This window comes from Pseudomonas capsici (assembly GCF_017165765.1).
GTDB lineage: Bacteria > Pseudomonadota > Gammaproteobacteria > Pseudomonadales > Pseudomonadaceae > Aquipseudomonas > Aquipseudomonas capsici.
In genome coordinates, this window is sequence record NZ_JAFGZD010000007.1 from 193917 (window position 1) to 216034 (window position 22118).

Genomic DNA, 22118 nt, shown 5'->3' on the forward strand with positions numbered 1-22118 from the left:
CACCAGGGCGGCCAGTCGCACATAAGAAATCCCGCAGCGGCTCGCAACGCTGTTCACTGAAGGCGGTCCAACCTCCACCAGCCACAACCCCGGAGAGTTCGGATGCCAAGGTCCTGTTCCATTGAGCAAGCCGTCGATCATGTGCTCGCGCAGTTGCCCGAGCATATTCACATGGGCATGCCTTTGGGGTTGGGCAAGCCCAATCGGTTCGTCAATGCGCTGTACGAGCGCATCAGCCAGCTTCCCGAGCGGCAACTGACGATTTATACCGCGCTGAGTCTGGGGCGGCCGCCGGCGGGTGAGGGGTTGCAGGGGCGTTTTCTGGAGCCGTTTCTGGAGCGGGTTTTCGGGGATTATCTGGAGCTGGAGTTCCTGTCGGCGCTGCGCCGTGACAACCTGCCGCCGAACATTCACATCCAGCAATTCTTCATGCAGCCCGGCAGTCTGCTCAACAGCGAGTCTGCCCAGCAGAGTTATGTCAGCAGCAACTACAGCCATGCAGCCCGGGACATCAATGCCAGTGGCCTGAACCTGATTGCGCAACTGGTGGCCTGTGATGAACAGCGGCCCGGCAAGTTGAGCCTGAGCTGCAACCCTGACGTGACCCTCGATCTGCTGCCGATGGTTGCCAAACGGCGGGCCGCGGGCGAGACGATTCTGATACTGGGTCAGATTCATGCCGATCTGCCCTATATGCCCGGCGATTCCGAACTGGATGCCGAAGCCTTCGATCTGCTGCTCGATGAGCATGAGCGCAGCGTTCTGTTCTCGACGCCCAATATGCCCGTTGGCTTTCAGGATCATTTCATCGGCCTGCATGCCAGCACTCTGGTTCGCGATGGCGGCACCTTGCAGATCGGCATTGGCTCCATGGGGGATGCTTTGACCGCCGCGCTGCTGGCCCGGCAGGCCAATAACGACAGCTATCGCGGGTTGCTCGCGGAACTGAACATGAGCAACTGGCAGACCCTGATCGACCGCGAAGGCGGCGTCCAGCCTTTTGCCAACGGGCTTTACGGGTGCAGTGAAATGTTCGTCAACGGCCTGTTGGTACTGGCCGACGCTGGCATTGTGCGGCGCAAGGTGTATGCCGATGTCGAGTTGCAACGACTGGCCAATCTGGGCACCCTGGATGAAAGCGTTCACCCGGATGGCGTTGTGCTGCATGGCGGGTTCTTCCTCGGCCCGCTGAGCTTTTATGAGCGTTTGCGTGAGTTGCCTGCCGAGCGACTGGCGCAGTTCAACATGACTGCCATCAGCTACATCAACGAGCTCTATGGCAATGAGGAGCTCAAACGCCTGCAACGCCGGGATGCGCGCTTTATCAACAGTGCGTTCACCATGACCCTGATGGGCGCAGCGGTGTCCGATCAACTGGAAGACGGACGTGTGCTCAGTGGCGTCGGCGGGCAGTACAACTTCGTTTCCCAGGCCCATGCGCTGGAGGACGCACGCTCGATCCTGATTTTGCGCAGTTGGCGGGAGTCGGGCGGCGAGATCAGTTCCAATATCGTCTGGGAATATGGCCATGCGACCATTCCCCGGCACCTGCGCGATATCGTCGTGACCGAGTACGGCATTGCCGACCTGCGTGGCCAGACCGATGCGACGGTGATCGAGCGACTGCTGAATATCAGCGACTCGCGTTTTCAGGAAGGCCTGATTGAGCAGGCGCAAAAGGCGGGCAAGCTGCCGAAGGGCTTTCACCTCGACCCGCGTTTTACCGATAACACGCCTGCGCGTTTGCAGGACATCGCATCCCGCTACTCGGCGTTGTTCACTGAATACCCACTGGGCTGTGATTTCACTTCACAGGAGCGTGATCTGCTACGAGCCTTGAACTGGCTCAAGAGCAAATTCAAGCTCAGCGAGCTTCTGGAGCTGGGCAAAGCCACCCTGGATGCGCCCGAGCCTTCGGCTTATGCCGCGCACCTGCAACGTATGCAACTCGATCAGCCTGAAGGCCTGCGTGAGGAGTTGTATCAGCGTCTGTTGCTGGCCGGCTTGCAGAGCTCTGTCGAATCAGCGCTTTGAGCGGTTTTCCAGAGCCTGGAATATCAGCATTCCAGCCAGCATGGAAAGCACGAAAACCAGTGGTTGCCATTGCAGTGTGAGCAGCAGAGCGACGCTGGGCCCGGGGCACAGCCCGGCAATACCCCAGCCGATGCCGAACAGCAGGCTGCCGCCGATCAGGCGCTTGTCCAGCGTGCGGTTGGTCGGCAGTTGCATGGGGGCTCCGAGCAGCGACTGACTGCGTTTGCCGGCCCAGCGAAACGGCAGGAAAGCCACGGTGATGGCTCCAAGCATGACAAACGCCAGTGAAGGGTCCCATTGCCCGGCGAGGTCGAGAAAGCCCAGAACCTTGGCCGGGTTGGTCATGCCGGCCAATAAAAGACCGATGCCAAACAGCACTCCGGCCAGTAATGCAATGAATGGGCGCATGCTCAGTTCCCCGACAGGTGGCGAAGAATGAAGACTGTGCTGAAACCTGCCAGCATGAAGATCACGGTTGCCACCATCGAGCGCGGTGACAGGCGAGCGATACCGCAGACGCCATGGCCGCTGGTGCAGCCGGAGCCATAACGGGTGCCGATGCCGACCAGCAGGCCTGCCACAATCAGGCCGGGCCATGAGGTTTCAAACGACATGGCGGGCCATGCGCTGAACAACCCCCAGATCAGTGGCGACACCAGCAGACCGACGATGAACAGTGCCTTCTCGTTGCGGCCTTCGCCCTGCTGCAACAGACTGGCCAGTAAACCGCTGATCCCGGTGATGCGTCCGTTGCCCAGTACGAACAGGCTGGCAGCCAGGCCGATGAGCAGGCCGCCGGCCAGTGCTGACCAGGGTGTGAAGTGAAGCCAATCGATGAGCATTGCGATTTCCTTCAAGTCAGGACGCTGAAAACGAGCATGGCCGCAGCAACCCATCCGGCAATGGCGAACAGTTGCTGCAAGCGAGGGCCTGCAAGGTGGTGGGAAACCTGCCTGCCGCCCAGCAGCCCGATCATGGCTCCCAGGGCGAACGGGGCTCCGACTGCCCAGTGCATCACGCCAGCCAGCGATGCCGTGATAACACTGCCGGTCGACACCAGTGCAATGACCGCCAACGAGGTGGCGACCACACTTTTCGGGTTAAGGTCGCTGTAGCGTGTCAGCGCCGGGATGATGACAAATCCGCCGCCTACGCCCAGTAACCCCGACAGCAGGCCTGAGGTCATACCGGTCAGGGTCAGCGCCCGGATGCAGGGCATGGTCCAACGCAGTCGACCTTGCAGCGGATTGAGCACACAAGGCAAGACTTCCTGACGACAGGCTGTGGGGCCGTGCTTCAACTCGCGGCTGGCCTTGATGAAGATCCGCCCGCAGGCATAGAACATCACCCCGGAAAAGATCAGCAGCAACGGCGTATTGGGCACACGATGGGCAAGCCACAGGCCCAATGGCGCCATGACGACACCGATCCCGGCGATATAGGCCGCGGCCCGATAGCGGACAATGCCCTGTCTCAAGCCCAGAATGGCACCCAGTGCCGCCGCCAGGCCCACGGCCAGCAAGCCGACGGGCGCGGCCTCGACCATCGACAGCCCCAGCCCGAAAACCAGCAGCGGTACGGCCAGAATCCCGCCGCCTGCACCGGTCAGCGCCAGTATTGCGCCAATGATCGCCCCCAGGCCTGCGCCCAGCAGTTGATGTTCATCCATGTTGTACGGCTGCCGGTTGTGGTCTGGCCAGCCATTCGCGCCCCTTGAGCATGCCTTGCCAGTAGAGCGGTGGCAGCACACGTTCTTTCAGCCACCAGGCCAATCGTGTCGGGTGACGTCCATCGAAGAGCCAGAGCGGGAAGCTGGGGGCGACCTTGCCGCCGTAGGTGAATTCAGCCAGTACGATCTTGCCCCGTTCCACGGTGAGCGGGCAGGAGCCGTAGCCGTCATAAGCGGCCTGTCTTGCTGCGCGGCCCATAGCAACCAGCACATTGACGGCAACCACCGGGGCCTGTTTCCGGGCAGCCGCTGCGGTTTTGGCGTTGCTGGTATTGATGGCATCGCCCAGGCAGAAAATATTGCTGAATCGGCGATGCATCAATGTGGCCGGATCGACGTCCAGCCAGCCTGCGGTGTCGGCCAAAGGGCTTGAGCGAATGAAGTCCGGTGCTGTCTGGGGCGGCACCACATGCAGCATGTCGAAGCCTTGTTCGACAGTCTCGCTGGTTCCGTCTGCGCGGGTCTGGATGAAAGTGGCGCGTTTTGCAGGCCCGTTGACCGCCACCAGCCTGTGGCCGAACTTCAGGTCGATAGCATAGCGTTCGACATACTCCATCAAGGCCGGCACATAGTCCGGCACCCCGAACAGCACGGCTCCGGCATTGTAGAACCGGGTATTGATCTGTCCCAGATGGCCGGATCTTAGCCAGTGATCGCAGGAGAGATACATCGCCTTCTGGGGGGCTCCGGCGCATTTGATCGGCATCGGCGGCTGAGTGAACAGGGCCTGGCCGCCCTTGAGCCCTTGAACCAGCTCCCAAGTGTAAGGGGCCAGGTCATAGCGATAGTTGGACGTTACTCCGTTGCTCCCCAATGTTTCGACCAATCCCTCGATGGCGGCCCAGTCCAGCTTCAGGCCGGGACAGACCACCAGTTGCTGGTAACCCAGGCTGCGTCCGTCCTCCAGGATCACGGCATTGGCATCAGGCTCGAAGCTCGCCACGGCCGCCTTGATCCACTTCACGCCTCTGGGGATCAGCGAAGCCATGCTGCGGGCTGTCGATGACGGCTGGAAAACTCCGGCCCCGACCAGCGTCCAGCCCGGCTGGTAATAGTGGGTGTCGGCAGGATCAATGAGGGCGATATCCAGCGATGCATCGCGAGCCAGCAGGCTTGCGGCGGTGGCGATTCCGGCGGCTCCGGCACCGACGATCACTATCTGGTGGGCAGGGGAGTTCAGGCTCATGTCAGGTTTCCAGACGCATGGCAGCGATTCAAAGAACGTTAAGCGGAATTTTCAGGTAGCTGACGCCGTTGTCTTCCGGTTCGGGGAAGTGGCCGCAGCGCATGTTGATCTGCACCGAGGGCAGCATCAGGACCGGCATTTCCAGGGTGGCATCCCGCGTTTCGCGCATTTTGACGAAGGCGTCTTCGTCGATGCCTTCATGCACATGGATGTTGTTGGCGCGCTGTTCGGCAACGGTGGTCATGTATTGCAGTTCGCGGCCATTGGGCAGGTAGTCATGGCACATGAACAGCCGGGTCTGTGGCGGCAGGCTCAGGATTCGGTGGATGGAGCGATACAGCGTGCGCGCATCGGCCCCCGGGAAGTCGCAGCGGGCTGTGCCGTAGTCGGGCATGAACAGCGTATCGCCGACGAACGCAACCGTTTCGTCGCCGATCTGCACCAGATAGGTCATGCACGCAGGCGTATGGCCGGGGGTATGCAGCGCCCTGGCCTGCAGCGAGCCGATGGAGAATGCGCCCTCGTCATCCAGCAGCACATCGAACTGGGTGCCGTCCCGTGCGAAGTCCTCAGGAGCATTGAACAGCTTGCCAAAGACCTGTTGTACGGCCGTGATGTGGCTGCCGATGGCGATCTGTCCGCCCAGTTGCCGTTTCAGGTACGGCGCTGCCGACACATGGTCCGCATGGACATGGGTTTCCAGTATCCACTGCACCGATGCTTCCAGAACCTTGACCCTTTCGATCAGACGGTCGGCCGATTCGGTGGCGGTGCGCCCGGATTTCGGGTCGTAGTCCAGCACGCTGTCGATCAGCGCGCATTGCTTGCTGACCAGATCCATCACCAGATAACTGATGGTCCATGTATGGCTGTCGAAGAGTCCTTCGACATACAGCCTGTCCCCGATAATCATTGCTGTGTCCCCGTGGCCGTAAATGGAGTTACCCACACAAGCGCAGGCAGGCAGCGATTGGCAGTCTTGTCTATGCATACCAATAAGCATGCCAATCGATACCGGTGGGCGGATTACCCAATGAATGCTTGATTCCGGTCAGTTGAGCAGAGCATGGCGTTCTCTGCCAATTCCCGAGAACTGCCAGATTCTGGCAGTCGGGTGGCAGTATCTGGCAGTCGATGGCAGTCAATTGGGTTAATCTGCACGCACCATCAACAGGAGCCCACATGTCACTCGTAGCCGGTCAACTTCCAGGCAGGCAGATGCAGTCCCTGGTGTCATACCTTGAACATGACGAGCGCCCCAGCATCGTTCTCGACACGCAGTACAACATCATTGCCGCCAACACGGCCTATCAGCGTCAGTTTGGTATAGAGGGCAGGCCCCATATCGGCGAGAAGTGCTATCGGGTTTCCCACCAGTTCGCGGTGCCCTGCGATCAGGCAGGCGAGCATTGCCCGATGCGCAAGGCTCATGAAACGCGGCTGGCGGAGAGGCTGCTGCATATTCATCACACTCCGCGTGGCCCTGAGCATGTGGATGTGGAGCTGCGCCCGATCCTCGATGATCAAGGTGTCGTCATTGCCTATGTCGAGCGTTTGAGCACGGTTGCCGTGGCCTCGGTGCAGCCGCAGCAACACGGGCTGGTGGGGCGTTCGGCTGCATTCAAGCGGGTACTGGCCGAGCTTCAGCGTGCCGCGCCGTCGCAGATTCCGGTCCTGCTGCAAGGCGAGTCGGGTACCGGCAAGGAGTTGTTCGCCCGCGCCCTGCATGCCAGCAGCTCAAGGGCCAATGGTCCGCTGGTGGTGGTCGACTGCACCGGCCTGACAGAAACCTTGTTGGAAAGTGAGCTGTTCGGCTACGAGAAGGGAGCGTTCACAGGTGCCTTGCAACGCAAGACAGGCCTGGCCGAAGCCGCGCATGGCGGTACGCTGTTTCTTGATGAGATCGGTGAAGTGCCACTGGCCATGCAGGTCAAACTGCTGAGGCTGATCGAGTCCGGCAGCTTCCGGCCCGTGGGCAGCCTGCGCACGGTGCATTCCGATTTCCGACTGGTTTGCGCCACTCACAAGCCACTCAAGGATATGGTCACCGAAGGCAGTTTCCGCCAGGACCTGTTCTATCGCATCAGCGGCTTTCCGATCCGGCTGCCTGCCTTGCGCGAGCGCAGCGAGGATTTGCCCTTGCTCATCGACAGCCTGTTGCAGCGCTCGGCGCAAGGGGCTGTGCCGCGTATCGATCCGGCAGCGATGAAGTTGCTTTGTCTGTATGGCTACCCCGGCAATATCCGGGAGTTGCGCAACATTCTGGAGCGCGCCCGGTTGTTCACCGACGACGGCATCATTCGTGTTCAGGATTTGCCCGCAGAAGTGCAAGGCCATGCAGAGGGCGGTTTGCCCGGTTATCGCCGCAAGGACGATGGGCTGGAGAAACTGGCCCATGCGCTGAGTGTGTTCAAGGGCTCACGCAGCGAACTGGCCAGGGAGCTGGGGCTGAGCGAGCGCACCTTGTATCGCCGTTTGCGCTCGCTCGGGTTAACGGACTGACCTTACTTGAACGTCACCACGCCGCCAGCCAGCGACTCCACCCGTGCCAGGGATTCAACGCGATAACCCTGCGCATCCAGTTCGGCACGGCCACCCTGAAAGGACTTCTCGATCACGATACCCAGTCCGGCAACCTTGGCACCGGCCTGCTTGATGATCGAGATCAGGGCCTGGGAAGCTTTGCCGTTGGCCAGGAAGTCATCGATGATCAGCACGTTGTCGTTGCTGTTCAGGTGCCGTGGCGAGATGGCGACAGTGCTTTCGACCTGCTTGGTGAAGGAGTAGACCGTAGCCGACAGCAGGTTTTCGGTCAGAGTCAGCGACTGATGCTTGCGGGCGAAGATCACCGGCACACCGAGGTTCAGACCGGCCATTACTGCCGGAGCGATGCCCGAAGCTTCGATGGTGACGATCTTGGTGATGCCTGCATCCGCGAACAGCCGGGCGAACTCGTCACCGATGGCTTTCATCAGTGCCGGGTCGATCTGATGATTGAGAAATGCATCGACCTTCAAGACCTGATCAGAAAGTACGATGCCCTCTTCGCGAATTTTCTTGTGCAGTGCTTCCACTTCGATTCCTTGGGTGCGCCAGTGCGCAATAGTTGATCGTTTTCTGTTCAGGTTTCAGCGTTTGAGCATGGCGCGGATATCCGCCAGGGCGGTATTGCCGCGTACGGCCTTTACCTCGGTTGGCGTATCGTCGTTGCCTTCCCAGGCCAGATCGTCCGGCGGCAGCTCATCCAGAAAACGGCTTGGCGCGCAGTCGATGATCTCGCCGTATTGCTTGCGCTTGGCGGCAAAGGTGAACGCCAGTGTCTGCCGTGCACGGGTGATACCCACGTAGGCCAGACGACGCTCTTCCTCGATGGTATCGGCCTCGATGCTGGAGCGGTGTGGCAGGATTTCCTCTTCCATGCCCATGATGAACACGTAAGGAAACTCCAGCCCCTTGGAAGCATGCAGGGTCATCATTTGCACGCCTTCGGCACCGTCTTCCTCTTCCTGCTGGCGTTCGAGCATATCGCGCAGGACCAGCTTGCCGATGGCCTCTTCGATGGTCATGCCGCCGTCTTCGTCTTTTTCCAGGGTGTTCTTCAGCGCCTCGATGAGGAACCAGACGTTGCCCATGCGGTAATCGGCGGCCTTGTCGCTGGAACTGTTCTGACGAATCCAGTTCTCGTAATCGATATCCATGACCATGCTGCGCAGTGCCGCGATAGGGTCGTTCTGCGCACATTGCTGGCGCACGCCGTCCATCCAGCGCTTGAAGCGTTGCAGGCGGTCGGTGAAACGGCTGTCCAGGTGTTCGCGCAGCCCGATTTCCTCGGTGGCGGCGTACATCGAAACCTTGCGCTCGGTGGCGTAGTTGCCGAGTTTTTCCAGGGTCGTGGAGCCGATTTCCCGGCGCGGAACGTTGATGACGCGCAGGAAGGCGTTGTCGTCGTCCGGATTGACCAGCAGGCGGAAGTAGGCCATCAGGTCCTTCACTTCCTGGCGGCCGAAGAAGCTGTTGCCGCCCGACAGGCGATAGGGAATCTGATGGTGCTGCAATTTCAGCTCGATCAGCTTGGCCTGGTAGTTGCCGCGATAGAGGATGGCGAAATCGCTGTAGGGCCGGTCGGTGCGCAAGTGCAGGGTGAGGATTTCCATCGCCACCCGTTCGGCTTCGGCATCCTCGTTGCGACAGCGGATCACGCGGATCTCGTCGCCATGGCCCATTTCACTCCAGAGCTGCTTCTCGAAGGCGTGCGGGTTGTTGGAGATCAGCACGTTGGCGCAGCGCAGGATGCGGCTGGTGGAGCGATAGTTCTGCTCCAGCATCACGACTTTCAGGGAGGGATAGTCTTCCTTGAGCAGCATCAGGTTTTCCGGTCGTGCACCGCGCCAGGCGTAGATCGACTGGTCGTCGTCGCCTACGACGGTGAACTGGTGCCGGGTGCCGATCAGCAGTTTGACCAGCAGGTACTGGCTGGCGTTGGTGTCCTGGTATTCGTCCACCAGCAGGTAGCGGACCTTGTTCTGCCACTTTTCCAGAATGTCGGCGTGTTCCTGGAACAGCTTGACCGGCAGCAGGATCAGGTCGTCGAAGTCTACCGCGTTGTACGCCTTGAGCGTGCGCTGGTAGTGGGTGTAGACGATGGCGGCGGTCTGTTCCTTGGGGTTGCGGGCATTGGCCAGCGCTTCGGGGGGCAGGATCAGGTCGTTCTTCCAGGCACCGATCATGTTCTTGATCTCGTCGACGCCGTCGTCGCCCGAATATTCCTTCTGCATGATGTCGGTCATCAGGGCCTTGACGTCGGTTTCGTCGAAGATCGAGAAACCGGGCTTGTAGCCCAGCCGCACATGCTCCTTGCGGATGATGTTCAGGCCCAGGTTGTGGAACGTCGATACCGTCAGGCCGCGACCTTCGCCACCGCGCAGCAGCGTGCCGACCCGTTCCTTCATCTCCCGGGCAGCCTTGTTGGTAAAGGTCATGGCCACGATGTACTGCGCACGGATGCCGCAGTTCTGGATCAGATGGGCGATCTTGCGTGTGATCACGCTGGTCTTGCCGGAGCCTGCACCGGCGAGCACCAAAAGAGGGCCGCCGACATAGTTCACGGCTTCCTGTTGCCGGGGATTGAGTCGGGACATGGCGGTAGGGATATCTGTTGCGAAAAAGGTCGGGCATTTTAACAGGCCCGCGCATTTATGCAGCGCTCATCGTTGAGCGACAGTGGCAGCTATCTAAATTTTTTGTTTTTGTTACATTTGCCGCAGTGCGAATGTGCGTCCATCAGTCACACCCTTTTTGCTTGGGTGGTAATCGGTTTTTCCTTTGCAGTTAAGGAGTTAGCGTGCCTGATCCCCTGAGGTTGCTGTTATTGGCTCCAGAGCCTGCATGGCTGGCTCTGTTGAGCAATTGTCTGACCCCGTTGGGTGATGAGGTCATTGTGTATCAGGCCGCTGACTGGGACGTTTTCAACAGCCAACTCGACAGCCCGCGCCCCGCCTTGCTGCTGACGACTCCCGAACTGCAACCGCCCGCCACAAGCTGCTCATTACCGACGGTATTGCTGCTCGAAGAGGAACCGTTCGTCGCGCCGATGGGCGTCAGTGACTGGCTGGTCCGTGACAGCCTCACAACCGATACCCTTCGCCGCTGTCTGCGTCATGTACGTGAGCGCGGAGCGTTGGAGGACACTCTGCAACGCCTCGCTGGCCAGGACCCACTGACCGGTATCGCCAACCGACAGGGTTTTCAGACGTTACTGGCAGCCCGTCTGGCCGACAGCAGCGGTTTTGCCCTGGGGCATCTGGATCTCGACAACTTCCGCCGCGCCAACGATGCCCTGGGCCATCAGGCCGGTGACCGGTTGATCCTGCAAGTGGTAGCGCGACTCAGAAACCAGCTCGACGTCGGGGATCAGATCGCCCGCCTGGGCGGTGACGAGTTCGCTTTGCTGATCGACACCCGCCATACGCCAGAGCGTGCGGTACAGATGGCAGAGCGCATTACCGATGCCTTGTCCGAGCCTTACTGGATCGATGGTGAAAGCCTGCTGCTCGGCTGCAGCCTTGGTATTGCTCATGCCCGGCCCGAAACCGGCGCCGATCCCTTGATGTGGCACGCCCATATCGCCATGCGTCAGGCCAAGAGCCTTCAGGGCTGCACCTTCCACCTCTTCGATCACAGCATCAACCGCAATGCCCGCAGCCTTGCGGACCTTGAGGCTGAACTGCGCAAGGCCTTGCGCAATGACGAACTTGAGCTGCATTACCAGCCGCGTCTGTGTCTGGAAAGCGGTGCTGTTGTCGGCCTGGAGGCATTGGTGCGCTGGCGTCACAGCGAGCGCGGCCTGCTGCTGCCCAGCGAGTTCGTGCCGCTGGCCGAGCAGAGCGGCATGATCGTGCCGTTGGGATACTGGGTCATCTACCGCGCCTTGCGAGATATGCAGGCCTTGCGCGATCGGGGTTTTGCACCGCTGCACATGGCGATCAACCTGTCGTTCCGACAGTTTCAGGACAGTCAGCTCCTGCCGACCCTCAGCCGCCTGATCGCCGAGCATGATATCGACGCACGCTGGCTGGAATTCGAGCTGACCGAAACGTCGGTCATGCGCAGCAGTGAACAGGTACGCCAGATCATGGACGCGTTGCGCCGATTGGGCGTGCGCTTTTCCCTGGATGACTTCGGCACCGGCTTTTCTTCCTTCATGCACCTCAACAGCCTGCCGATCGAACTGCTCAAGATCGACAAAAGTTTTGTCGGCGAAATGGAGCAGAATCGCAAGCTGGTCCAGGCAATGATCAACCTGGCCCACAACCTGAGCCTGGAAGTGGTGGCCGAAGGCGTCGAGAACCCTGAGCAACTGGCGCTGTTGCGCAGCTTTGGCTGCAATCAGGTGCAGGGTTATCTCATCAGCCGACCGTTGCCGATGGCTGAACTGGCTGACTACCTGGATCGGTCCACAGGCGCGAATCCATTCGCTAATACGCTATGAAGCCCGCCTGATTCGTTTCCGTCATGGATGAATGGCATCCAGAGCCTCTTCAGGCTCCCGCTTCGACTCCACCTTTATCAACCGCGCGGTCTTTTTCTCGAACGCCCAGGTCAGGGCCACGGCCGAACACAGCAGGCCCAGCGCCAGCCCCCACCAGACACCCTCTGCACCCAGATCCGTCGAAAAGGCCAGCAGCCATGCCGCAGGCGCTGCTACCAGCCAGTAGCAGACCAGCCCGATCAGAAAGGTGGTCTTGGCGTCCTTGAGCCCGCGAATGGCGCCCATTGCGATGGTCTGTGTGCCATCGAGCAACTCGAACCACGCTGCGATGGCCAGCAGTTTTACTGCCAGGATCACAATCTCGGTGAACGCCGGGTCATTGAGGTCGAGAAACAGGCCGATGACCTGATGAGGTGCGAGCCAGAACAGCACGCCGAACATCAGCATCACGGCCCCGCCGAACGAGATACCCAGTCGCCCGGCGGTGCGAGCCATCACTATATTGCCCGCCCCGTAATGCTGGCCGATGCGCATGGTGACAGCATAGGAAATCCCTACCGGAATCATGAACGCCATGGACACTGTCTGTACGGCGATCTGATGCGCAGCCATCTGCGTGCTGCCCATGGCTCCCATGCAGAATGCCGCAAAGGTGAACAGGCCTACTTCCACGGCATAGGTTCCGCCAATCGGCAGGCCGAGGTTCCAGAGCTCCTTGAGATGGCTGCCAGACAATTGCCACAGCCCTTTGCGAATCGGATAGGCCGCATAAGCAGGATGGCGGCGTATATGCAGGGCCAGCGCCAGTGCCATGCAGTTGGTCACTATCGCAGTGATCAGCCCGATGCCCATCAGGCCGAGGTTGGGCAGGCCGAACCAGCCGTGGATCATCATGTAGTTGAGCGCGAAGTTGGCCCCGGCCCCGGCCAGGCTGATGGTCATGACCGGGCCTGCACGTCCGAGGGCACTGGTGAAACCGCGCAGAGCCATGAAGCTGAGCAGGCCGGGAAGCGCCAGCGGCAGGGTGGTCAGGAATTGAGTGGCCATGTGGACGTTGACTTCGGTCTGACCGAATCTGAGCAAGACCGGCTCAAGGTTCCAGAGCAGCAGCGCAGCCGCCAGCGCCATGCCCCACGCCAGCCACAGACCGGCCTGGGTCAGCCGTGTTGCACCTTGCGTATCGTTTGCGCCATGACGAATCGCAACCAGCGTGCCGACGGCTGCCATTACTCCCACACAGAAAAACGAGACAAAACTGTAGGTAGCAGCGCCCAGGCCTCCACCGGCCAGCGCTTCAGGCCCGATCTTGCCCATCATCACCGTATCGGTGAACACCATCAGCATGTGCGCCATCTGCGATGCGATCAACGGCCCGGCCAGGCGCAGGATGATCCAGAGTTCTTTGAGGGCAGGCTGTCGCATGATGGGGAGGCTCTACTTCACGTCTACTTATTGGCTGCATATTCTCGATATTCCAGCGCTCAAGCACAAAGCGATAAATCCGATCATCAGCATGATAAAAACTCATGTGAGTGTAATTGGCGTACAGTTGCGCTTTATCGTGTCGGGATATCCACATGCCTCGTAAGCTTGCGCCTTTATATGCATTACGTGCTTTTGAAGCGGCCGCTCGACATGCCTCGTTCACACGTGCGGCAGAAGAGCTGTCGATAACTCAAAGTGCTGTAAGTCGTCATATTCGTACGCTTGAAGATCACTTTTCCTGCCGACTTTTTCAGCGTAATGGCCGCAACTTGCAGCTCACTGAAGCTGCCCGCGCTTTATTACCCGGTGTATGTGACGGATTTCAGGCACTGGAGCGTGCCTGCAGCACGTTACAGGCTGAAGAAGGCATCTTGCGCATGAAGGCCCCGTCGACCCTGACCATGCGCTGGCTGTTGGCGCGGCTCAGCCGTTTTCGCCATCTGCAGGTGGGTAACGAAGTCCAGTTGACCAGCGCCTGGATGGACATCGATTCCGTGGACTTTTCGCAGGAGCCATTCGACTGTGCAGTTCTCTTGAGTCGCGGACATTTTCCGCCGGACTGGGAGGCGACCCTGCTGTTTCCGGAATATCTGATCCCGGTGGGTGCCCCTGCCTTTCTGCAGGATCCCCCTTGGGATGTCGAGCGGCTGGCCAGTATCGAGCTGCTGCACCCGACACCGGATCGGCGTGACTGGCGCACCTGGTTGAACCGCATGGGGCTGGCGGACAGGGTTTCGCTCAGGGGCGGTCAGGTTTTCGACACCCTGGAGCTGGGCATGATCGCGGCTGCCCGAGGTTACGGGCTGTCGATGGGCGATTTATTGATGGTGGCCGAAGACGTGGCACAAGGCCGTTTGAGCCTGCCCTGGCGTACCGCAGTGTTCAGCGGCGAGAACTATTATCTGGTCTGGCCCAGGACGAGGCCCGGTCTAGAGCGGTTACGGCGACTAAGTGACTTCCTGCAGGGCGAGGTTCAGGCGATGGAATTGCCGCAAGTTGAAATGCTGAAGTAAGGAGGGTCGTTGGGCGATTTGCCATCTGTTTGCTAATATCCGCTTGGCTGACTCAAGTATTTTACTTGTGAGCCGAAGTTACTCTTGAAAAGGCCGTTTGTTCAAAACGGTTCACTCTAATCATTAGAATTTTGCTGGATGGTCGGCCAGGGAGTTGGCGAACCCGATAATTCAGCCTGGAGCCTTTATGTCCAAGCCCCGTGCCCGGATTGCCTCGCAACTCGGTATTGCTTTGGCTGTGATTCTTGCGGTGGTGATAAGCGGCAGTACTCTTTTCGCCTTGCGATCCTTGGACGCTGCCAACCTTGTCATCCGTGAAGAACACATGTCCAGTGAGGCTCGTCTGCTCGCTGACCAGCTCAACACTTTTCACAGCACCTTGCGTGACAGCACGCAGCGCCTGAGCGGGCTGTTTGAAAAGCGTTTTTCTGGCGGCCTGAGCCTGCAGACCGACAAGCCCGTCACTGTGGCCGGGACTCAGACCCCGGGTTTGTATCTGGGTGACACCCCTCTGAACAACGACTTTACCGAGGTCGATGAATTTCGTCGTCTGACGGCAGGTGTCGCCACCATTTTCGTGCGCAGCGGCGATGACTTCGTCCGTATCAGCACGTCCCTGAGCAAGCAGGACGGCACCCGCGCCATCGGCACGGTGCTTGACCGCAAAGGCCCGGCCTATGAGCGCCTGATGGCCGGTCAGGAGTATGTGGGCAAGGCGGTGTTGTTCGAACGCTACTACATGACTCAGTACAGCCCGGTTCGCGACAGCAGCGGCAAGATCATTGCTGCTCTGTTCGTAGGTTTCGATTACACCGACGCCCAGAAAGCCCAATTCGAGAACCTCAGAAACTTCCGTATCGGCAAGACCGGTTCTCTGGCATTGCTGGACGAGCAAAACCGCTGGCTGGTCGCACCGGCTGGTGCCAAGTCCCCGGATGATGCAGCCAAGTCCGTAGCTGACGTGGTCAAGCATCCTGGCAAGGGCCGCTTCTGGCACGATGGCGAGCAGGATTTCTACAGCGTGGGTCAACCCTTCAGCGGCGGACCATGGACGGTACTGGCCAGCATGCCAAGGGACGAAATCAGCGAAGTGACCTGGAACGTAGGCACCAAGCTTGCCATTGGCAGCCTGTTGGCGATGTTGATCGCTGTTGGCGGTGCCATCTGGCTGCTGCGTAGCAAACTGCGTCCATTATCCGAGCTGGTGCGTCAGGCCGATGCCCTGGGATCCGGGGACCTGAGTGTACGTCTGCAGGTTTCCAGCCACGATGAAATCGGGCAACTGGCGGGCAGCTTCAACAAGATGAGCGAAGCCCTGTCGAACATGGTTTCCCACATCCGTACCGCGGCCCAGGAAGTGAGCACCCGTGCCCATGCGTTGTCCGGCCTGTCGGGCGGCGCTTATGAAGGCATGGAACAGCAGTCCGGTGAAATCACCAGCATGGCGGGCGCGGTCGAAGAGTTCAGCGCGACTTCTCTGAACATCGCTGACAACATGAAGAACACCGAGCGTCTGGCGCAGGAAAACGCGCAGCAGACTCGCATTGGTCGTACTTCCATGGATGAGGCTTCGTCTGCGCTGCAACAGATCGCAACCTCGTTGAACAGCACCGCCACCGTGATCGATACCCTGGGCCAGCGTTCTCAGGAAATCGGCAGCATCGTCGGTGTGATTACCTCGATTGCCGAACAGACCAACCTGCTGGCACTCAACGCCGCCATCGAAGCGGCCCGTGCCGGTGAGCAGGGTCGTGGTTTTGCCGTGGTAGCCGACGAAGTCCGAAGCCTCGCTTCGCGTACCCGTCAGGCCACTGACGAAATCTCCGGCATGATCACCAGCATCCAGCAGGAAACCGGCAATGCCATCAGCACCATGCAACAGGGCAATGCCCTGATGCAGGACGGCCTGTCACGCAACGCCAAGGTTGCAGCTGCTCTGGCCCAGATCGACGAACAAAGCCGCTCCGCCGGCCATCAGTTCGCCGCGATCACCACGGCCACGCAAGAACAAAGCAGCACCGCCACCATGCTCAGCAGCAACCTGCAAAGCATCGCCATGGCCAACAGCGAACAGCGCGAAGTGGTCTCCAACCTGGCAATCACCGCCCAGGAACTCAACTCCCTGGCGGCTGAACTGCGCCAAGAGGTTGATCGCTTCCGGTGAGGTCTGAAAGCGCATAAGTGACCCCTTCAGCGCGAAGGTGACGCCCCGACAGTTGGAACACTCCAACTGCCGGGGCGTTTTCTATGGTGCGCAGATTAAAATCTCAATCTGGTGGAGATTGTGCCGATAAGGTGAGCCTTGTCTATTTGTTATGGATAAGCATACGTGAACCAGGGAGTGTTTAAATTGTTCAAAAGACTGTTCGTTGCTTACTTGAAAACATTCGATCACGGGGCTGCACGCAAAGCGTTGAGCAGTACGTTGGTGTCGCTGTTGTTCGCTATTGTTCCTGTTGTATTGGTTATCGCATGGACTATGTTATCCGACTGGATAAAAAGGGTTTTTGCTTTTCCTTGGGAATTCAGCTTTTTTAGCTGGGCATGGTTGAATGAGCTCATCACCCGACTCATGAACTGGATGGCCGAGACTGTAGAGATCCTATTGGTATCTATGATCCCATTGATATTCGGCGCTTTTTTTCTCTGGGCCTACCTTCGAAGAAACTGGATTTTCGTCTTTTTGACAATGCGGTTGTTCAAAAAGGTAACAGCGCCGTTCTTTATTTTTTACTTTTCGGCTTTTCTGCTCAGGTTTCTGATTGATTTTGAATTTTTCTACAATATAGATCACTTGCTCGCGGATTGGGGTATGGCAAATGTGCTGGACTCAGGTAAGTGGCTATGTTTGATTACGGGCATCACTTGGCTTCTCATGTCATATGCGTCTCATAAGCAGGTCGAAATAGTTAAAAAAGAAAGGCTTGAGAGAAAAGAGCCGCCTACGCTCCTCGATATACTGGATAGATTAAGAAAGACCTGTATAAAGAAGAATACCGCCCCCTGAGCCTATGTCTCCGGTACGGTTTTCAACTGTCTCGGACCGATCGATCCGAGACAGCCCTGAAAGGCTTCAAAGCCATAAGTTGGCAGCTATATGCAGGTTGGCGAACCGGTAAGGAGTAACCGGCAGACCCGAGGGTCTCCCGCACACAACCGCCATAGAAACCGACCTCAATTGCTGGAAGGCCGATACTGCAACGCCTCGGCCAGATGCCTGCGATCAATCGCATCCTCCTGTTCCAGATCCGCCAGGGTTCTGGCCACTTTCAGCAACCGGTGCGCTGACCGTAACGACAGGGTCAACCGCTCGCAGGCCGTTTCCAGCCAGGTTTCATCCTCCGCCGACAGCGGACAATGCTCGCGCAGCCCCGGCAGATCGAGGAAGGCATTGGCGCAGCCCTGGCGTCGCTGCTGACGGTCACGGGCTTTTGCGACCAAGGTTGCAGCGCTGGCAGTGTCGTCGCCGGTTTGTGGTGTCGGGTTGAGAGCCGTGGCTTCGCGGGCGACCGTCAGATGCAGGTCGATCCGGTCCAGCAACGGGCCGGACAGTTTGTTGCGATAGCGCTGTATCTGCTCGGTCGAACAGCGGCACCGCCCGGTGGGCTCACCCATATAGCCGCACGGGCAAGGATTCATGGCCGCGACCAGTTGAAAGCGCGCCGGGAACCTTACCCGGTCCCGAGCCCGGGAAATCACGATATGGCCGGACTCCAGTGGCTCGCGCAGAACCTCCAGAACGCGGCGGTCGAACTCGGGTAGTTCATCTAAAAATAACACTCCGTTATGGGCCAATGTTATTTCGCCAGGTTGAGGACTACTGCCACCTCCCACCAACGCCGGCCCCGACGCAGAGTGATGGGGTTGCCTGAAAGGCCGCTGCGGCCAACTGCTCAGTGGCACCTGACTGGCCACCGATTGAATCGCCGCCACCTCCAGCGCTTCGTACTCATCCAGTGGCGGCAACAGACCGGGCAGGCGACTGGCGAGCAGGGTTTTTCCTGTGCCCGGCGGGCCGCTCAAAAGCAGGTTATGCGCCCCGGCTGCCGCCACCACCAATGCGCGCTTGGCCGCGGTCTGACCCTGAACTTCGCTCAGATCCGGGTAAGGTTTGGGCTGATGCAAAAGCCCACTGCTCTGATAAGGCGGGATGGGCGTGCGCCCATTGAAATGCGCAACCAGCTCCAGCAGATGATTCACGGCAATGACCCGCAACCCCGAAGCCAGACACGCCTCCTCGGCATTGGCCGCTGGTACGATCAGTGTGCGCTCTGCCGCCCTGGCCGCCAGTGCCGCAGGCAACACCCCCTGAACCGGCCGAATCGCCCCCGACAACGCCAACTCGCCCAGACACTCCACATCCTGCAACGCCAGCAACGGCAACTGCCCACTGGCCCCCAGCAACCCCAGCGCAATGGCCAGATCGAAACGGCCACCATCCTTCGGCAAATCCGCCGGAGCCAGATTGAGCGTGATCCGCCGCGCCGGAAAATCCAGCCCCGAATTGAGAATGGCGCTGCGCACCCGATCCTTGCTTTCCTTGACTGCACCTTCCGGCAACCCCACCAGCGTCAGGGTCGGCAGGCCGTTGGCCAGATGGGCTTCTACCGTAACGGCAGGTGCTTCCACGCCAACCTGGGCGCGGCTGTGGACGATGGCGAGAGACATGATCTTCCTTGATAACGAGAGCCGCTTCCTGCGGTGTCGGGAAGGATAGATGGGGTTTGAGTGGGGTGGGAGAGGGGGATTTGTACTGTTTGTTTCGTGGCCCACGTTTCTGGCAGTCGGACTGACAAGCTGAACTCCGGCTGTTCGCTTTGGGGATCAGGCTGGCTGCATGGTGTAGATCGCCTTGCGCTTCCCATAGACTGCGATTTTGACAACCTCGTTGCCAACACTGGCCGCTTCAGCAATTTTGATGAGCTTTGCCATGCTGTTGACCGTGCTTGTCTTGGACTGATATTTGAATCGTGCAATCTCAGCTACTGAGCACGCCCGATATGCGGTTCGGATCACTCCACTTTTCTCAAGTAGGTCGATTTTTTCTGGAGAAATCCATGAAATCAGCTCGTTGATTTTTCCGATTTTCTCATGCAAATGAACCACCGCCTGCTGCTCATTAGTTACCCCGAAGCGCTTCCATGCAGGCTCATGATGGAACACACGGTTACGGAAGTTTCGGACGAGTGAGACGCGATCCTTGCACTGGGCGAGCATGTTTGCAGCAGAGCTTGTGGGCCAGGTTCCTCTGAACACCGTGCCTAGGTTCTTCGGCCAGATAAGGTTGTTCCCCATATACTCATTTTCAAGAATAAACTCCCATGTCGAAAAGTCCGTTTTGGATACGATTTCGTGATGGTCTGGGGTGCCTTTGAAAGGCTTGCCGGTGCGTTTGGATCGCTCTTTCTGGGCCGCTTTGAAGGCCGACAAAAAATTCCCAGCCAAGAACTCCACTGGGTATGGTGCTTTAGTAGTTCCAAGGGTGAAGCTCTTGTACCGTAGCGTTCCTTTCCTCCACCAGAATTTTCCAAGATCAGCCGTCAAGGCTGTATCTATGGAGTTTCTGAGAGTTACTTCTGCCGCGCTGAGTAGCGGGTAGAGTGCTGCGCAAACATGTGAGTTCCACAGGTACGCACCAACCAGCTCTGCGTCGTTTTGTGTAGAAAATACTTTGCTGTAGCTGGCAATTCTGTGTGAGCTGATCAGTTCATCAATCAGCAACGGTCTATACTGGATGTTGTGCGGCATACTCAGACTTCCCTCTCTGCGAGGGGCCTGTATAAAGTTGGGTTGACACGACTGTCAACTGCTCATAGCATTGGTTTCCAGGTTGGCAATGAGCTCCAATGAGCAAAAGCTTACGACTCACTGCAAAGACCACGAAACACCCACCCCGGCCTCGAGCCGGGGTTTTCGTTTCTGGGCAATGGTCAGCTCATATCTGATGATGCTCTGCCTAGGCTCACGGCAGCCCCCACCAAAAGATCCTATCAAAACCTTGAGGCAGTGCGGCATCTAGGCTTTTCCTGAACCTTTCATCCACCTTTTGTAAAGTCCGCTGAACACCCTGGCCCCACACCGGTCCCTCTCCATTCAAGGCCACCAGGATGGAGACTACGACCCTTGCCCATAATTCTGACTTCCCATACCGCAGACGCAGGTCCAAACGCCACCGAACACGATGCCAAGATGTTCGGATCTCCCAAGGATCGTCTGGATTTCTACCGCAAAGAGATTCAGTACGAAACCACCATCCTGGCCAACCGGACGGATGCCTACCTGACGGCGCAATCCTTTCTGGTGATTGCTTTCGCTTCCTGCATGGCCAATCTCAATCCGGAATGGGGCAAGCTGTTCACGATGTTTGTGCCGCCGTTTCTGGCGTTGTTGGGGGCGTTGAGTTCGTTGAATGCCTGGCCGGGGATTCGTGCGGCCTACGACATCATCGATCACTGGCATTACAAGCAAAGCGAGTTGTTGCGCAGTGAGCCGATCATGGGGATCGCGTATGACGAGTCGCCGCTGTTCAATGAACATGAGTCGACGCACAAGGGCTATCGCAAGGCGCTGCTCTTTTCGATGCGCACGCCCTGGATTTTCGCGGTTTTCTGGATTCTGCTCGGTGGTTGGGCTGTCTTTATTCAGGTGGTGGGGTTTGCCGGATAGTTTCGATCAAACCCTTTACCTGATTTTCAAAACCACTCGGGAAAGTACTTCTCGTAGTTTCTTTTGCGTGGAGCCCGCTCACCCGGTTTCAGTCTGGCGCGCCACTCGCGATAAGCGAGATTCTGGCGTGAACGTCTGAGAAATTCCTGTAGATCACGTTGGCTCTTCTCTTCTGCCTTCTTGAAGAAAAGGGCTTCCTGGGCATCCTGCTTTTCTCTTTCGCGAGGCCAGTTTCTCTCTACGTGATTAATCCAGTCACGCAGAATGAAGCTATCGACTCTTTGCACCACGAAGTGGACCTTGGGCGTGTCGCTGGTCACTTCGCCGCCATCCTGCTCCAGTGCTTCCTTTACGAAGCCGACAAGGCCGTAACGCTTACTGTCTGACCAGAACACCGGTCCGCCGCTCATCCCGCTCAGCTTTGTAATGGGAGGCAGCGAGTCGAGATCGCTGTAGAACGTTACGCTGTGGTGTCTGCCATCGGCACCATTGCCCGCTGCTATAGCTCTAACGAATCCCATGCTCAGTCGGGTCTTGCCTGATCGATCCGCCGTATCCTGTTTTTCAGCGGTCGGGAACCCCGTTGCCATGGCATAGCGCAGTGGCCAGACAGGATCCTGCTCCTGTATCACGAAGGGCCGCTTGCCGAATCTCAGCAAGGAAGCTTCGTCGATCGGGGTGATGGCTACGTCAGGTTGATTGTCTGCGAAGTCCCGAGGGGCAAACAAGAATGGTCCTCTGATCATCAGCCCCTTGTTTGCCGGGCATATATAGCGAAGTGGCTGGTGGCTTGCTGCTGCCTGCTTGGCCAGATACTCCACGACATGCTTGGCCGTGACGGCATAGCACTTATTGCCATAACGGATAAAAGTGACCGTTCCCGTCAAATCGGCAGGTTGAGGAAGGAAGCTACGGTGCCCAAGTTCCAGTCTATGAAGTGCCAGGGTCGCTGAGTAAGCCCTGGCGTCGTCAAGGTCATCGTGAAATTGGAACGTTGTCATGCCTGCCTGCTCAGGG

The 22118-nt window shown here is 58.6% G+C and carries 18 protein-coding genes; 7 read left to right on the forward strand and 11 right to left on the reverse strand.

The window, feature by feature from the left end; translation table 11 throughout:
• Positions 1–102: 102 nt before the first annotated feature.
• Complete coding sequence (locus tag JSY17_RS12285) at positions 103–2034, forward strand: acetyl-CoA hydrolase/transferase family protein (protein WP_201012616.1); 1932 nt, start codon at positions 103–105, stop codon at positions 2032–2034.
• On the opposite strand, the gene JSY17_RS12290 is transcribed toward JSY17_RS12285, so the two are convergent.
• The 5 genes from JSY17_RS12290 to JSY17_RS12310 are packed head-to-tail and all read right to left on the reverse strand — an operon-like array spanning position 2023 to position 5862.
• Entirely contained in the window at positions 2023–2442 is a 420-nt protein-coding gene (locus tag JSY17_RS12290) for a DUF6691 family protein (protein WP_206401817.1), read from the reverse strand. The two genes, JSY17_RS12285 and JSY17_RS12290, sit on opposite strands and share 12 nt — an antisense overlap.
• 2 nt (positions 2443–2444) lie before the next feature.
• Entirely contained in the window at positions 2445–2876 is a 432-nt protein-coding gene (locus JSY17_RS12295) for a YeeE/YedE family protein (RefSeq protein WP_117180493.1), read from the reverse strand.
• An 11-nt stretch (positions 2877–2887) separates the two neighbouring features.
• The gene (locus JSY17_RS12300; protein WP_206401818.1) at positions 2888–3703 is read right to left on the reverse strand and encodes a sulfite exporter TauE/SafE family protein; all 816 of its coding nucleotides are present in this window, start codon (positions 3701–3703) and stop codon (positions 2888–2890) included.
• Entirely contained in the window at positions 3696–4949 is a 1254-nt protein-coding gene (locus JSY17_RS12305) for an NAD(P)/FAD-dependent oxidoreductase (protein WP_206401819.1), read from the reverse strand. The genes JSY17_RS12300 and JSY17_RS12305 overlap by 8 nt, the downstream gene beginning before the upstream one ends.
• 28 nt (positions 4950–4977) lie before the next feature.
• A complete protein-coding gene (locus tag JSY17_RS12310; RefSeq protein ID WP_200997975.1) occupies positions 4978–5862 on the reverse strand; it encodes an MBL fold metallo-hydrolase in 885 nt (294 codons plus the stop codon).
• 269 nt (positions 5863–6131) lie between these two features.
• Here JSY17_RS12310 and JSY17_RS12315 point away from each other — a divergent pair, with 269 nt between their 5' ends.
• On the forward strand, positions 6132–7451 hold the full coding sequence (locus JSY17_RS12315) for a sigma-54 interaction domain-containing protein (RefSeq protein ID WP_206401820.1): 1320 nt from the start codon (positions 6132–6134) through the stop codon (positions 7449–7451).
• A 2-nt stretch (positions 7452–7453) separates the two neighbouring features.
• Here JSY17_RS12315 and JSY17_RS12320 read toward each other — a convergent pair whose 3' ends face one another.
• Together JSY17_RS12320 and rep are read right to left on the reverse strand one after the other, a co-directional pair.
• Positions 7454–8023 carry a xanthine phosphoribosyltransferase gene (locus JSY17_RS12320; RefSeq protein WP_117163780.1) on the reverse strand — a complete coding sequence of 190 codons (570 nt, stop codon included), beginning with the start codon at positions 8021–8023 and terminating at the stop codon, positions 7454–7456.
• 54 nt (positions 8024–8077) lie between these two features.
• A complete protein-coding gene (rep, locus tag JSY17_RS12325; RefSeq protein ID WP_117163779.1) occupies positions 8078–10087 on the reverse strand; it encodes a DNA helicase Rep in 2010 nt (669 codons plus the stop codon).
• A gap of 203 nt (positions 10088–10290) precedes the next feature.
• On the opposite strand from rep, the gene JSY17_RS12330 reads away from it, so the two are divergent.
• Positions 10291–11937, forward strand: coding sequence for a putative bifunctional diguanylate cyclase/phosphodiesterase (locus JSY17_RS12330; protein WP_408636090.1), 1647 nt, complete (start codon positions 10291–10293; stop codon positions 11935–11937).
• Positions 11938–11958: 21 nt separating this feature from the next.
• Here JSY17_RS12330 and JSY17_RS12335 read toward each other — a convergent pair whose 3' ends face one another.
• A complete protein-coding gene (locus JSY17_RS12335) occupies positions 11959–13359 on the reverse strand; it encodes a NorM family multidrug efflux MATE transporter (protein WP_206401821.1) in 1401 nt (466 codons plus the stop codon).
• 155 nt (positions 13360–13514) lie between these two features.
• On the opposite strand from JSY17_RS12335, the gene JSY17_RS12340 reads away from it, so the two are divergent.
• The 3 genes from JSY17_RS12340 to JSY17_RS12350 all read left to right on the forward strand — a co-directional run bounded on the left by JSY17_RS12340 (position 13515) and on the right by JSY17_RS12350 (position 17442).
• Positions 13515–14435: a LysR substrate-binding domain-containing protein gene (locus tag JSY17_RS12340; RefSeq protein WP_206401823.1), complete on the forward strand. Its 921-nt coding sequence runs from the start codon at positions 13515–13517 to the stop codon at positions 14433–14435.
• 187 nt (positions 14436–14622) lie between these two features.
• Complete coding sequence (locus JSY17_RS12345) at positions 14623–16599, forward strand: methyl-accepting chemotaxis protein (RefSeq protein WP_122372036.1); 1977 nt, start codon at positions 14623–14625, stop codon at positions 16597–16599.
• Between the two features lie 186 nt (positions 16600–16785).
• The gene (locus JSY17_RS12350; RefSeq protein WP_206401825.1) at positions 16786–17442 is read left to right on the forward strand and encodes a hypothetical protein; all 657 of its coding nucleotides are present in this window, start codon (positions 16786–16788) and stop codon (positions 17440–17442) included.
• 167 nt (positions 17443–17609) lie between these two features.
• Here JSY17_RS12350 and JSY17_RS12355 read toward each other — a convergent pair whose 3' ends face one another.
• Positions 17610–19103: a YifB family Mg chelatase-like AAA ATPase gene (locus tag JSY17_RS12355; RefSeq protein ID WP_206401827.1), complete on the reverse strand. Its 1494-nt coding sequence runs from the start codon at positions 19101–19103 to the stop codon at positions 17610–17612.
• Between the two features lie 156 nt (positions 19104–19259).
• Positions 19260–20183 carry a CAAX protease gene (locus JSY17_RS12360; RefSeq protein WP_206401828.1) on the reverse strand — a complete coding sequence of 308 codons (924 nt, stop codon included), beginning with the start codon at positions 20181–20183 and terminating at the stop codon, positions 19260–19262.
• A gap of 375 nt (positions 20184–20558) precedes the next feature.
• Here JSY17_RS12360 and JSY17_RS12365 point away from each other — a divergent pair, with 375 nt between their 5' ends.
• On the forward strand, positions 20559–21101 hold the full coding sequence (locus tag JSY17_RS12365) for a hypothetical protein (RefSeq protein WP_117185822.1): 543 nt from the start codon (positions 20559–20561) through the stop codon (positions 21099–21101).
• A gap of 26 nt (positions 21102–21127) precedes the next feature.
• On the opposite strand, the gene JSY17_RS12370 is transcribed toward JSY17_RS12365, so the two are convergent.
• Positions 21128–22102 (reverse strand): hypothetical protein, encoded by a 975-nt coding sequence (locus JSY17_RS12370; protein WP_200997982.1) that lies wholly within the window; start codon positions 22100–22102, stop codon positions 21128–21130.
• Positions 22103–22118 lie beyond the last annotated feature (16 nt).